General features: G+C 65.2%; 10 protein-coding genes and 1 pseudogene. 9 read left to right on the forward strand and 2 right to left on the reverse strand.

Going from position 1 to position 12,578, the window contains the following annotated elements:
* A partial coding sequence (locus tag MOV74_RS16980; RefSeq protein ID WP_246924611.1) for a substrate-binding domain-containing protein occupies positions 1-673 on the forward strand: 673 nt, incomplete at its 5' end.
* A 1,263-nt stretch (positions 674-1,936) separates the two neighbouring features.
* Here the strand turns inward: MOV74_RS16980 and MOV74_RS16985 are convergent.
* Positions 1,937-3,724 (reverse strand): peptide ABC transporter substrate-binding protein, encoded by a 1,788-nt coding sequence (locus MOV74_RS16985; RefSeq protein ID WP_246924614.1) that lies wholly within the window; start codon positions 3,722-3,724, stop codon positions 1,937-1,939.
* 365 nt (positions 3,725-4,089) lie between these two features.
* Between MOV74_RS16985 and MOV74_RS16990 the strand changes: the two genes are divergently transcribed.
* The 8 genes from MOV74_RS16990 (at position 4,090) to MOV74_RS17025 (ending at position 11,961) form a co-directional block, all read left to right on the forward strand.
* Positions 4,090-4,872 (forward strand): MetQ/NlpA family ABC transporter substrate-binding protein, encoded by a 783-nt coding sequence (locus MOV74_RS16990; RefSeq protein ID WP_246924616.1) that lies wholly within the window; start codon positions 4,090-4,092, stop codon positions 4,870-4,872.
* Between the two features lie 149 nt (positions 4,873-5,021).
* Positions 5,022-6,056: a putative FMN-dependent luciferase-like monooxygenase gene (locus tag MOV74_RS16995; protein WP_246924618.1), complete on the forward strand. Its 1,035-nt coding sequence runs from the start codon at positions 5,022-5,024 to the stop codon at positions 6,054-6,056.
* A 37-nt stretch (positions 6,057-6,093) separates the two neighbouring features.
* The gene (locus MOV74_RS17000; protein ID WP_246924621.1) at positions 6,094-6,693 is read left to right on the forward strand and encodes a CMD domain protein; all 600 of its coding nucleotides are present in this window, start codon (positions 6,094-6,096) and stop codon (positions 6,691-6,693) included.
* A gap of 15 nt (positions 6,694-6,708) precedes the next feature.
* Complete coding sequence (locus MOV74_RS17005; protein WP_246924623.1) at positions 6,709-7,287, forward strand: alkylhydroperoxidase domain protein; 579 nt, start codon at positions 6,709-6,711, stop codon at positions 7,285-7,287.
* 59 nt (positions 7,288-7,346) lie between these two features.
* Positions 7,347-8,504, forward strand: coding sequence for an ABC transporter substrate-binding protein (locus MOV74_RS17010; protein ID WP_246924626.1), 1,158 nt, complete (start codon positions 7,347-7,349; stop codon positions 8,502-8,504).
* A 54-nt stretch (positions 8,505-8,558) separates the two neighbouring features.
* Positions 8,559-10,382 carry an ABC transporter permease gene (locus tag MOV74_RS17015; RefSeq protein WP_246924627.1) on the forward strand — a complete coding sequence of 608 codons (1,824 nt, stop codon included), beginning with the start codon at positions 8,559-8,561 and terminating at the stop codon, positions 10,380-10,382.
* Positions 10,382-11,224 (forward strand): ABC transporter ATP-binding protein, encoded by an 843-nt coding sequence (locus MOV74_RS17020; protein WP_246924629.1) that lies wholly within the window; start codon positions 10,382-10,384, stop codon positions 11,222-11,224. Before MOV74_RS17015 ends, MOV74_RS17020 begins: the two co-directional genes overlap by 1 nt.
* Positions 11,221-11,961 (forward strand): ABC transporter ATP-binding protein, encoded by a 741-nt coding sequence (locus MOV74_RS17025; RefSeq protein ID WP_246924631.1) that lies wholly within the window; start codon positions 11,221-11,223, stop codon positions 11,959-11,961. The genes MOV74_RS17020 and MOV74_RS17025 overlap by 4 nt, the downstream gene beginning before the upstream one ends.
* A gap of 56 nt (positions 11,962-12,017) precedes the next feature.
* Here MOV74_RS17025 and MOV74_RS17030 read toward each other — a convergent pair.
* Positions 12,018-12,578 (reverse strand): annotated as a pseudogene (locus tag MOV74_RS17030) (ATP-binding protein); the annotation flags it as partial.

Here is a 12,578-nt window from a genome sequence, read left to right on the forward strand (position 1 = left end):
AAGCGAGTTTCTCAAAGTCGGCGCCAGCATCGGCGGCAGCGCGGACACCATCAGCGGCACAGTGCGCGTCGGCGCGCCCGATGGCCTCGGCAATTTCTTCCTCGCCGAGCATCTCGGCGCGTTGGCGGCGCGCCATCCGGGACTGGTCATCCAGCTCGTGCCGCTGCCGCGCACGTTCTCGCTGTCGCGCCGCGAGGCGGATATCGCGATCACGCTGGACCGGCCGAAGCAGGGCCGGCTCATCCTGTCCAAGCTCACCGACTACAGCCTCAGCGTCTACGCCTCGAAAGCCTATCTGAAGCGCGAGGGGCCGATCGAGACGCAGGCCGATCTCGCCGGCCGCCTGTTCGTCACCCACATCGAGGATTTCGCCTACAGCCGTGCCCTCGACTATGCCGCCGCCCTCGGGCGCCTGATGTCCCGCCGCTACGAATGCGGCAGCATCGTCGCGCAGATCGAGGCAGTCCGCGCCGGACACGGCATCGGCATCCTGCACGACTACGCCGCAAGCCGTTACCCCGAGCTCCGCCGCCTGCTGCCGGAAGTGCGTTTCGTCAGAAACTACTGGCTGACGTCACATCCCGACACGCACGGAACGCGGAGAGTGCAGGAAGTGCACCGGTTCATCGCATCGTCGGTGAAGGCGGCGCGGGGGGCGTTTGAAGCGGGGTGAGGGGGGCGCGAGGTGCGTAGGATGGGTAGAGCGAAGCGAAACCCATCAATTCTGGCCGCGCGGCGAGACGATGGGTTTCGCTTCCGCTCTAATCAGTGCGAATAGGAGCGCAACCCATTTCATAAAAATCCTCGTAGTTGAAAGATAACCGTCAGTCGTGGGCATTGTATTCAGATCGATATGGTGCACAACCGTGTGTCGATTGGCCTGATCCTCTGCCTTGTGAGATATGCGGCGGCCTTGAGCCGTAAAGCCGTCGCCGGGTAACCTCCTGTGTCGCCACCCCGTCAACCCCTCCCCGCGAAAATATTCCACTTTACCGAAATTCGGTTTTATCGTATGTGTCGCTCATCCCGGCTCATCCAAGAGGGGCGATCTTGTGTCGTCACGCATCGCGAGCCGGGGCTGCGGTGGACGCGGCAGCGTCGGCACGAGATGGGGCGGGCAGGGCGGGTAGTCCCTGTGAGCTCGATACCTGCGTGCAGACGAGCGGCGCTGCTAGGTTCGTCTTGCCTGTAAGTTTTCGGCTTTGTCGACAGGGCTGGAAATACTGCGGCGACATGGCGGGCCGTGCGTACGGCAAAACCGTGTGGTCCTGGCCGTCGTTGCTACGGTCAAGCCTTTCGAAGATGTGCGCGAGCCCAACCGGGCGGACGGCATCGTCAATTCGGACGGTGAGGGAGGCCAGAAGGAAAGTTCGGCTCCCGGGAGATCACGGCATAAGCCGTCCGGCCATCGCGCAGGGAAGGCCGAGTGATCGGCGACACCTGTATGCTGCTGTGCGGTCTCCTTTGCGCATTATTCGCGCAGCAGACCGCGGGTGCCAGCCGGCACCCGGCCTTCCCTGCGCCCTCTTGGCTTAAAAAGGGGGACGAGACGAAGCAAAGCTCGGGTGGTTCAAGCCGCGAGAATGCGAAGGCATGTCTGTGAGTCGAGCTGCGTGTCACAAATTCGATATCGTAGGGTGGGCAAAGGCGCTCTTGCGCCGTGCCCACCGTCTCTCTCGGTCGCGAAAGATACGTGGGCACGCTTCGCTTTGCCCACCCTACGACACGGCAGCGGCCACACATTCGGTGTCATCGCCCGGCTTGACCGGGCGATCCAGTACTCCGAGACGACCGTGATTGAACCGAGAAGCCGCGGCGTACTGGATTCCCCGCCTTCGCAATGACGGGAAGAGAGCGTGCGCCCTCACTCGGCTCTCGTGCCCCGGACGCAGCGCCGGGACACGAAAGTGAACGCCAACGATGTCTGCCCGTCCCCTCAGGCCCGATGCCACGCCGCCAGATTCCACGTGATGGTGTCCCAGCCCGAGATGTCCACCATGAGACTGTTGACCTCGGCGTTGACGATGTTGCGCGAGAGCAGCGGCAGGAAGACGTGGGCGTCGCAGAAGGTCTCGTCGACCTTGATCAGCAGCGCGGCGCGCTTGACGGGGTCGAGCTCGTTCTGCGCGTCCTTGTAGGCCTTGTCGGCTTCGGGAGTGGACCAGCGCGAGATGTTGCGGCCCAGCCATTTGTTGTCCTTGGTGGCGACCTCCCAGGAGACGCACTGGTTCAGGAAGCGCTCCGGATCGGGCTGCGGCTGCGTCGTGTTGTACATCTCCATGTCGGCATAGAATTTCGAATAGGTGTCGGGGTTGCCGACATCGGAGGAGAAGAACACCGATGCGGTGACCGACTTGATCTCGATGTCGATGCCGGCCTTCTCGCAGGCCTGCTTGATGATGGCCTGCGTCTTCTGGCGCGGCGCGTTGGTCGAGGTCTGGAAGACGTATTTGAGCTTCTTGCCGTCCTTCTCGCGGATGCCGTCCGCGCCCTTCTTCCAGCCGGCCTCGTCGAGGAGCTTGTTGGCCTTGTCGATGCTGAACTCGTATTTCAGCTTGGGCGACTTGAACTGCTTGGGCGCGTTGACGAAGCTCGCGGTGGCGACGCCGCCGCGGCCGTAGATGAATTTCTGGATCGAGTCGCGGTCGATCAACAGGTTGATCGCGCTGCGCACGGCCGGATCGGACAGCGTCGGGTGCTTGGTCTTGGCGTTCGAACGCTCGCCGTCGACCTCGGTCCAGGGATCCGTCGTGTTGAGGATGATGAACTCGACATTGCCCGACGGCGTGACGTCGAGCTTGCCCTTGCCGCTCGCCTCCATGCGCTTGAGCACCTCCTCCTCAACCTGCATGTTCCAGGCAAAGTCATATTCGCCGGTCTGCAGCACGGCGCGCGCCGCGGACACCGCATCGCCGCCGCCCTTGATCTCGAGCGTGTCGAAATGCGGCTGGTTCTTGATGTGATAATCGGGGTTGCGTTCGGCGCGGATCAGGTCGCCGGGCTTGAACTCGACGAATTTGTACGGGCCGGTGCCGACCGGCTTCAAATTGCCGGGCGCCTCGCGCGACTTGGCGCCGGCGTAGTCGCCGAAATGATGCTTTGGCAGGATCTGGCCGACCGAGCCGACGAAGGGATCGGCCCAGAACGGCGTCGGCGCCTTGAAGAACACCTTGACCGTATGGTCGTCGATCTTCTCGACCTTGATGTCCTTGTAGGATCCCGTGCTGTAGGCGGCCGTGGCGAGATCGGCGGCATAGACCCAGGTGAAGACGACGTCGTCGGCGGTGAAGGGCTTGCCGTCATGCCACTTGACGCCCTGCTTCAGCTTCCAGACCACGCTCATGCCGTCGGCGGCGAGGCCGCCGTTCTGCTTGGTCGGAACCTCGGCGGCGAGGCAGGGGATCAGATTGCCCTCCTTGTCCCAGCCGGCAAGCGGCTCGAAGAAGACGCGCGAGGCGATCTGGTCCTTGGTTCCGATCGCGAAATGCGGATTGAGCAGGGTCGGGGCCTGCCAGAGCAGCATTTTCAGCGGGCCGCCGCCGCCGGCCTTGGTCGGCTTGTACGGCAACGTGGCATCCGCCATCGCCACGTCATTCCAGACCAGGATCTGGCTCGCGATGGGTGCTGCGATTCCGACCGCGGCCACCTTCTGGATGAACGAGCGTCGCGACAGCGTGCCATGCTTCACCTCCGCGACCAGATTCCGGATTTCGTTCTCGTTCATCAGACCCTCCACCTCGAAGACATCACTCGCCGCCATCATGTGGCATCATGCAAGAGGCGGCAATGCTGGCGTGGCCGCAGGGCCATGCGACGAAATGACGATGGGAACGTCCTTGCAGGGCCACGAACTCGACCGCCGCCGGAACGACCCAGGCGACGAACTCGTCGCGAACTTGACTGCTCAAAGGTCGCGCCGGACCGCGCGGGCGGCGTGGCCGCAGCCCCGTGAATTCGTTTCGCGTTTGCTGCCGAATGGAGAACGCGTGCCCGCCGCAAGCACTCAATATGGATATCCATTTCATTGATTTCGGCCTACGGAGAAGCGAATACGGTTCCACTCGCTGCTCTAGACCTTCGGAGACCAAGATGTCGTTTCGCCTTCCCCTGATCCTTGCAACCATCCTGGCCGCGTGGTCGGCGAGCGCTGCCGCCGAGACCATCAAGGTCGGCGTGACGCCGGGGCCGCATGCGCAGATCCTCGAGGCGGTGAAGCCGATTGCGGCGAAGAACGGCCTCGACATCCAGCTCATCGAGTTCTCGGACTATGTCGTGCCGAACGCCGCGCTCGATGCCGGCGATATCCAGGCCAATTCGTTCCAGAACCAGCCCTACCTGGACAACCAGAAGGCCGACCGCGGCTACAAGATCGAGGCCGTCGGCCTGACCGTGAACTTCCCGATCGGCGTCTACTCGAAGAAGCACAAGGCCTTCGCCGACATCCCCGAGGGCGGCAAGGTCTCGATCCCGAACGATCCGACCAATGGCGGCCGCGTGCTGCTGCTGCTGCGCGACAAGGGCGTGATCAAGCTGAAGGACGGCACGGGCTTCAAGCCCACGGTGCTCGACATCACCGAGAATCCCAGGAAGCTGAAATTCATCGAGGTCGATGCGGCGCAGGCGCCGCGCGCGCTCGACGATGTCGACGCCGCCGCGATCAACACCAATTATGCAACCCAGGCGGGCCTCGATCCGGTCAAGGATCCGATCCTGCGCGAGGACCCGAAGGGCCCCTACGTCAACCTGATCGCCGTGCGCGCCGCCGACAAGGACAAGCCCTGGGTCAAGATCCTCGTCGACAGCTATCACACGCCGGAGGTCAAGGAGTTCGTCCTGACCAAGTTCAAGGGCGCGGTGCTGCCGAGCTGGTAGGCAGTCTGCCCAGCTCCAGCGCAGGGCGATCCCGGCGGGCAGCGTTGCGTACGAGCCTTGCGTATGAGCCTTGCGCAATGCCCGCTTGTCTGGAGCAGCAGTAACCGACATCATCGGCAGCCTGGCCATCCTCGCCCGACAGGGGTCGCATGAAACGCTTTGCAAATCTGAAACGCCTGGGGTTCTTCACGCGCCTGCTCGACGAGGCCCCGCCGGCCGACCGCTACCGCTTCGCGGCCGAGCAGATCGTGCGCGCCGAAAAGGCGGGGCTCGATTCCGCGTGGATCGCGCAGCATCATTTCCACGAGCGCGAAGGCGGCCTGCCGTCACCCTTCACGTTCCTCGGCTATGTCGCAGCCCAGACCTCGCGCATCCGCCTCGGCACCGGCATCGTCACGCTGCCGCTGGAGAATGCAGTGCGGGTGGCGGAGGACGCCGCGGTGCTGGATCTCATCTGCAACGGCCGCTTCGAGCTCGGCGTCGGCACCGGCGGCAATCCGTCGGCCTTTGCCGCCTTCGGTCTCGACAGCGCCCAGCGCAACGAGATCTTTGCGCGCAATCTGGAGGTCGTCCGCATAGCCCTGGTCGGCAAGCCGCTCGATGGCGGCGATACGATCTATCCGCAGCGGCCGCAGCTGGACAAGCGGATCTGGCAGGCAACGTTCTCGGTCGCGGGTGGTGTCCGTGCCGGCAAGGCGGGCGACGGCCTGTTGCTGTCGCGCACCCAGCCGCGAACCAAGGAGGCGCCGAAGGCGACCCTCGCCGAGATCCAGAATCCGGTGATCGATGCCTATCTGGAAGCGCTGCCCAAGGGAGTCGAGCCCCGCATCATGGCCTCGCGCAGCGTGTTCGTGGCCGACGACCATGCGGAGGCGATGCGCTTTGCCGATATCGGGCTGCGCCGCGCGCTGCCTCAGTTTCTCAAGGGCGGCCACGCCAAGCCGGGCGAGACGCTGGAGGAGATGATCACGGCGTTCGACACGCATGTCGGCGATGCCGACCACGTCATTGCCTCGCTCCGCACCGACGCGACGCTGGAGCGGGTGACCGATCTCGTCTTCCAGGTGCATTCGGTCGACGCGCCCCATCCCCATGTCCTGCGCTCGATCGATCTGGTCGCGGAGAAGGTTGCCCCGGCGCTGGGCTGGATCAGGACGGCACCCGAAGTGGCGCTCGCAGGTTAACCGCTATGAACGCGATCGCGTTGCACGAGGCTCAATGATGGCAACAACAGATATCATCGACACGCTCGCCGGGATCGAACCGGGCTCGGCTCTGGACGCCATCCGCGCCCGCCGCCTGCAGGCGCGCGAGAATGCGCAGAAGAGCTATCTCTCCCTGTTCGAGCCGATCGACGCGAGCGATTTTTCACTGGCCGAACGTGCCGCGATCGCGGCCTTCGTGACCGGACTTCACGGCGAATCCCCCGTTGCCGCCTTCTATCGCGAGAAGCTTGCCGCGAACGCGGATGGCGCGCGCCTGCTGGCAGCGATCGAGGCAGAGATCGCGCGGGGCAGGACCTCGGGTCCCTATGGCTCGTATCCTGCCGGTCCGCTGTCGGTCGAGAACACTGCCGGCCTGATTTATCGCGTGAGTGCGGCGAGTAAGTCCGCTCTCGGCATCAGGCTCGTCGCAGCGCTCGAGCATGCGCACCTGCTGGTGTTCCGGCCGCGCGATGCGGCATCCGCCGACATGAAGGCGCTGCTGGACGCCGGCTGGTCGAACACCGGCATCGTCACCTTCTCCCAGCTCGTCGCGTTCCTGTCGTTCCAGGTGCGGGTCGTCAGCGGCCTGCGCACGCTCGCCGCGGCGAACACATAAGAGGAGGCCGCAATCATGAGCGCCACCGTCAATCCCCCCGTCGTCTTCACCCAGGACGAACTGGGCTGGGTATCGTGGATCGACCCGCTGCCCGAGGCCGGTTTGACCGAGCGGCATTACGCCGGCCTGGTCGATCGCGCCCGCGCCAAGTCCGAATATTTCCGCCTGCTGGTGCGCGATCCGGAAGTCCTGGAAGCCCGCACCAAGACCGACAAGGACATCTTCTACAATGTCGCCGACGGCCTGCCGCGCGCCGAGCGCGAGCTCGCAGCGGCTGCGACCTCGCGCTACAATGGCTGCATCTATTGCGCGTCCGTGCATGCGCGCTTCGCCAGCACCTATTCCAAGCGCCGCGAGGACGTGCAGCGCCTGCTCGATGAAGGCGTCGAGGCCGATCTCGGCGAGCGCTGGAACGCCATCGTCAAGGCGTCGGTGGCGCTGGCCGCGACGCCGATCACGTTCGGTCCTGACAATATCGCCGACCTGCGCCGCGCCGGGCTCGACGATGCCGAGATCGTCGACGTCATCAATGGTGCCTCGTTCTTCAACTGGGCGAACCGGCTCATGCTGTCGCTCGGCGAGCCCTCGAAATAGGCAATTTCACCGGCATGGGAATTGCTGCTTGTTCAACACCTGAGTGGATGGAGCCGTGCATGAGCAACATCGATCGTCGTACCCTGATCAAGGGCTCGCTCGCCGCCATGATGGCGGGCGCAGCCTTCTCGCGCGCCGCCGTCGCGCAGACATCCGAACCGATCCTGCTCGGCGTCAGCGGTCCGCTCACGGGACCGAACGCGCAATATGGCACGCAGTGGAAGCAGGGTTTTGATCTCGCGCTCGACGAGATCATGGCTGCCGGCGGCATCAACGGCCGCAAGCTCGCCTACCAGTTCGAGGATAGCCAGAGCGATCCGCGCCAGTCGGTAGCGATCGCCCAGAAGTTCGTGTCCGATCCCCGGATCGTCATGGAGCTCGGCGACTTCTCCAGTCCCGCCTCGATGGCGGCCTCGCCGATCTACCAGCGCGGCGGCCTCGTGCAATTCGGTTTCACCAACTCGCATCCTGACTTCACCAAGGGCGGCGACTTCATGTGGAGCACCTCGGTCAGCCAGGCCGACGAGCAGCCGCTGCTGGCGGCCTATGCCGTGAAGCGGCTCGGCCTCAAGAAGCTCGCAGTGCTGCACCTCAACACCGATTGGGGCCGCACCAGCCGCGACTATTTCGTCAAGGCGGCGAAGGAATACGGCGCCGAAATCGCGGTGACCGAGGGCTACATCGCGGAGGAGCGCGACTTCCGCTCCACGCTGGTGCGGGTGCGTGACGCCAGTCCGGATGGGCTGATCCTGATCTCCTATTATTCCGACGGTGCGCTGATCGCGCGTCAGGCGCGGCAGGTCGGACTCAAGCAGCTGATCTGCGCCGCAAGCTCGGTCTACTCACCGAAATTCATAGAGCTCGGCGGCGAGGCGGTCGAGGACGTCCATCTCGGCACCCGCTACTTCCCCGAGGATCCCAGGCCCGAGGTGAAGAAGTTCATCGCAGGCTTCAAGGCGAAGTATGGCGGGCAGGAGCCCGACGCCTTCAACGCCTATTCGTATGACGCGATGAACATGGCCGCTGCCGTCGTCAAGATCGGCGGCACCGACCGCCGCGCCGTCCGCGATGCCTTCGCCAAGGTGAAGGACGTCTCCAGCGTCATCTTCGGCCAGGCCACGTTTGACGTCGAGAGCCGCCGCGTCAAGGGCGCCATGAACGCCGAGCTTGTCGTCCGCAAGGGCCAGTTCGCGCTCTGGGACGGCAAGCCGACTTGACTTCATGGCTGGAGCGATCGCTCCAGCCCGTTCTCCCTTCAGTAGGAACGCTGCGTGTCTTCCTGGCTCGACTACACCATCAACGGGCTGATCGTCGGCAATGTCTACGCGCTCGTTGCGGTCGGGCTTGCGTTGATCTTCGGCGTCAGCCGGCTGATCAACTTTGCGCAAGGCTCGATCTATCTCGTCGGTGCCTATATCGGCTGGGTGGCGGTGGTGCAGCTGCATACGCCGCTGCCGCTCACCATCATCGTGGTCGCGGTGGCCGCCGCGATCGTCGGGCTGATCATCGAGCGGTTCGGGCTTCGTCCGCTGCAAAACTCGGTGCGTATCGCGCCGCTGCTCGCGACGATCGGCATCAGCTTCGTGCTCGATCAGCTGGTGATGCTGACCTTCTCGCCCAATCCGCGCGCGCTGCCGAGCCAGCTGCCGGATGTCCGATTCCAGGTCGGCGGCGGCACGATCGGACCCCTTGATCTGCTCATAGCTGGTGTCGGCCTCACCAGCGCGCTGCTGCTGTTCGTGTTCCTGCGCTACTCCAAGCTCGGCTGGGCGGTGCGCGCCGCCTCCCAGGACCGCGACGCCGCGATGCAGATGGGCGTCGACGTCAACCGCGTCAATCAGGCCGTGTTCGGCATCGCCGCTGCGCTCGGCGGCGTCTCCGGCATGCTGGTCGGCATGTACTACAACCAGATCGACACCGCGATGAGCCTGCAGGCGACGCTCAAGGGCGTCGTCGCCGAAGTCGTCGGTGGTGCCGGCAACGTACCCGGCGCGGTGATCGGCAGCCTGCTGCTGGGTCTCGTCGAGAGCTATGGCGTTGCCATGTTTGGCACCAGCTACCGCAATCTGTTCGCCTTCCTGTTGCTCGTCGTCGTGCTCGTGCTCCGCCCGAACGGCCTGTTCGCCAGCGCGCGGCAGGCGCCGCCGGAGCCGCTCACCGGCACGTTCATCGCGCCGAGCCGGCCAGTGCGCATTCCACGCTGGGCTTTAGCTGTTGCGGCCGCAGGTTTCGCGGTCCTGCCGTTTTTCCCGGTCTCGTTCTACGTGCTACAGACCCTGATCAATGCCTGGCTGCTCGGCATGCTCGCGCTTAGCCTGACGCTGGTTGCGGGCACGATCGGCCAGGTCTCGCTCGGTCACGCCGCGCTGCTCGCGATCGGCGCCTACACGTCGGCGCTGTTGTCGCTCACGTTCTCGGTGCCGGCCGGTCTCGCCATCATCGGCGGTGGCCTAATGAGCGCTGCGCTCGGCACTGCGCTGATCTCGCCGTCGTTCCGCCTGCGCGGGCATTATGTGTCGATCGCGACGCTCGCCATCGGCGAGATCGTGTCGCTGGTGATCCTGAACTGGGAGAGCGTCACGCGCGGGCCGATCGGCATCTCCGGCATCCCGCCGCTGTCGCTGTTCGGCTACGATCTGATCAGCCCGACCTCGATCTACTGGTTCAGCTTCGCCGTGATGGTCGTGCTGGCGCTGCTGCAGGGGCGGCTGCTCACTTCGCATCTCGGCCGCAGCTTCCGCGCCATCCGCGACGACGACGTCGCCGCGCGTGCCTATGGCCTCAGCCTCAATCGCTACAAGTCGCTCGCCTTCATCTTCGGCGGCTTCGCCGCCGGCGTCAGCGGCGGCATCGCGGCGCACCTGTATTCCTACATCAACCACGAGACCTTCAACACGCAGCAATCGATCCTGGCGCTGACGGTCGTCATCCTCGGCGGCCTCGGCAATGTCGTCGGGGCCATTCTCGGGGCGGTCGCGCTGGTCGGTCTGCCCGAAGTTTTCCGGATCGCGGCGGAGTATCGCATTCTAATCTACGGCATCGTGCTGCTGCTGCTCGTGCGGTTCAGGCCGCAGGGCCTGCTGGGGACGATCTGATGGCGGAGCAGAACACGCTGATGCTGTCCCTGCGCGGGCTGACGCGACGCTTCGGCGGCCTCACCGCCGTCGACGCCATCGATCTCGATCTCGCCAAGGGCGAACTCGTCAGCATCATCGGTCCGAACGGCGCCGGCAAGACGACCTTGTTCAATCTCGTGACCGGGCTCGACCGGCCCGATGACGGCGCTGTCAGCTTCCAAGGCCAGGACATCACGGGCCTGTCGCCGGAACGGCTTGCAGGCGAGGGGATCGCGCGCACGTTCCAGCTCGGTCGCGTCTTCGGCAATCTCAGCGTCATGGACAACGTCCTGATCGGCGCCCACACGCGGCTGCGCGCGGTGAAGCCGGCCGTGCCGGTGATCGGCCCGCTGCTGGAGCTGGGACTCGCGCTGCTGCGCCCGGCGAGCGTCAAGGCCGAGGAGGAGAAACTGCGGGAAGAGGTGAAAGCCATTCTCGCGCGCTTCGGCGAGCGGCTGCTGCCGCGGATCGACCAGCCGGCTTATAGTCTCTCCTACGCCAACCGGCGCCGCGTCGAGATCGCACGTGCGCTCGCGCTGAAGCCGCGCCTGTTGCTGCTCGACGAGCCGACGGCGGGCATGAACCCGACCGAAACCGCGGAGATGCAGGGTCTCGTCGCCGAGCTCAAGGCGGAAGGGCTGACCATCCTCCTGATCGAGCACAAGCTGGAGATGGTGATGCGGCTCTCCGACCGCGTCGTCGTCATGGACGAGGGTAAGAAGATCGCGGAAGGGCCGGGCGAAGAGGTGCGGCGTGATCCCAAGGTGATCGAGGCCTATCTTGGTCACGGCCTGGCAACGGAGCAGGAGAGCGCGGCATGACGAACGCTTCGGCCGAACCGCTGCTCACGCTCACCGGCGTCAACACCTTCTACGGTCAGGCTCAGGTGCATTTCGACCTGTCGATCACGGTTGCGCGTGGCCATATCGTCTGCCTGCTCGGCGGCAATGCCAGCGGCAAGTCGACCACGATGAAGATCATCCTGGGCCTAGTGAAGCCACGCTCGGGCGAGGTGAGCTTCGACGGCGCCTCGCTGCTCGGCCTCTCGACGCCGCAGATCGTCCGCCGCGGCATCGCCTCGGTGCCGGAGGCGCGGCGGCTGTTCGCGGACATGAGCGTGCGCGAAAACATCCTGATGGGCGCCTTCGTGCGCAACGATCGCGACGCGATCGCGCAGGATCTCGACAAGATGCTGACGCTGTTCCCGAAGCTCGGCCAACGCCTGTCGCAGCGCGCCGGCTCGCTCTCCGGCGGCGAGCAGCAGATGGTGGCGATGGCGCGCGCACTGATGAGCCGTCCGCGCATGATCGTCATGGACGAGCCGACCATGGGCCTGTCGCCGCTCTATGTCGACCGCGTGCTGGAGCTGATCCGCACCATCAACCAGGAAGGCGTCTCGGTGTTCATGGTCGAGCAGAACGCCAGCCTCGCGCTCGAGATCGCGCATGAAGCCTATGTGCTGCAGACCGGCAAGATCGTGCTGTCAGGCCCGGCGCGCGCACTGAAGGACGACCCTCGCATTCGCGACGCCTATCTCGGCGGCTCCGAGGCGGCGTAGGTGTCTCAACCTCTCCCGCAAGCGGGAGAGGGAGCGCATCTCATTCGTGGTGACGCTCAAGCCGAAGCCGCTCTCGCGACCTGCTCGGCCGGCAGATCGTCGCCGTTGGGATCGCCGGGGGCCGTGGCCCAGGCCAGCTCCACCAGCGTCACGATCCGGCGCCCGCCGCCGTCGAGCTGGACGACGATCAGGCCCTGCTCCTCCATATAGCCGAGCAGCCGCTGCGCCCTTCGCAGCGAATGCGAGCCATAAGCCCGCGCGATCGCGGCGTCGCCGGGACACGGCCATCCTTCCTTCGCCGCACGCGCGATCATCATGAACACGCCCTGCATGTCGTCGGGCAAAATGGAAGCGCGCAGCGACACGTCCTGCCAGGCGTCGTCCCCGGCGATGTCAGCACCGAGCCCGGCGCGCGCATGCGTCAGCATGCGGCGAAACTCGTTGAGATCGGGCACCGCTGCGCCGAGACCCTCGATGCGGCAGCGGACCACGAACTCCTGATAGAGCACGCCGATGGCGCGGAAGCCGGCGTCGGGCTCGGCAAGCACGGCGCGCAGCGTACGATCCACGCGCTCGCGGCGCTCCGCCAGCTGCTCGGCACTGACCACTACTTCCAC

This window comes from Bradyrhizobium sp. SHOUNA76, assembly GCF_023006445.1.
In the GTDB taxonomy this organism is placed as follows: domain Bacteria; phylum Pseudomonadota; class Alphaproteobacteria; order Rhizobiales; family Xanthobacteraceae; genus Bradyrhizobium.

Bases quoted from the DNA above. Each gene is read 5' to 3' on its own strand.
- MOV74_RS16985 (WP_246924614.1), bottom strand. From the start codon at position 3,724: ATGAACGAGAACGAAATCCGGAATCTGGTCGCGGAGGTGAAGCATGGC.
- MOV74_RS16990 (WP_246924616.1), top strand. From the start codon at position 4,090: ATGTCGTTTCGCCTTCCCCTGATCCTTGCAACCATCCTGGCCGCGTGG.
- MOV74_RS16995 (WP_246924618.1), top strand. From the start codon at position 5,022: ATGAAACGCTTTGCAAATCTGAAACGCCTGGGGTTCTTCACGCGCCTG.
- MOV74_RS17000 (WP_246924621.1), top strand. From the start codon at position 6,094: ATGGCAACAACAGATATCATCGACACGCTCGCCGGGATCGAACCGGGC.
- MOV74_RS17005 (WP_246924623.1), top strand. From the start codon at position 6,709: ATGAGCGCCACCGTCAATCCCCCCGTCGTCTTCACCCAGGACGAACTG.
- MOV74_RS17010 (WP_246924626.1), top strand. From the start codon at position 7,347: ATGAGCAACATCGATCGTCGTACCCTGATCAAGGGCTCGCTCGCCGCC.
- MOV74_RS17020 (WP_246924629.1), top strand. From the start codon at position 10,382: ATGGCGGAGCAGAACACGCTGATGCTGTCCCTGCGCGGGCTGACGCGA.
- MOV74_RS17025 (WP_246924631.1), top strand. From the start codon at position 11,221: ATGACGAACGCTTCGGCCGAACCGCTGCTCACGCTCACCGGCGTCAAC.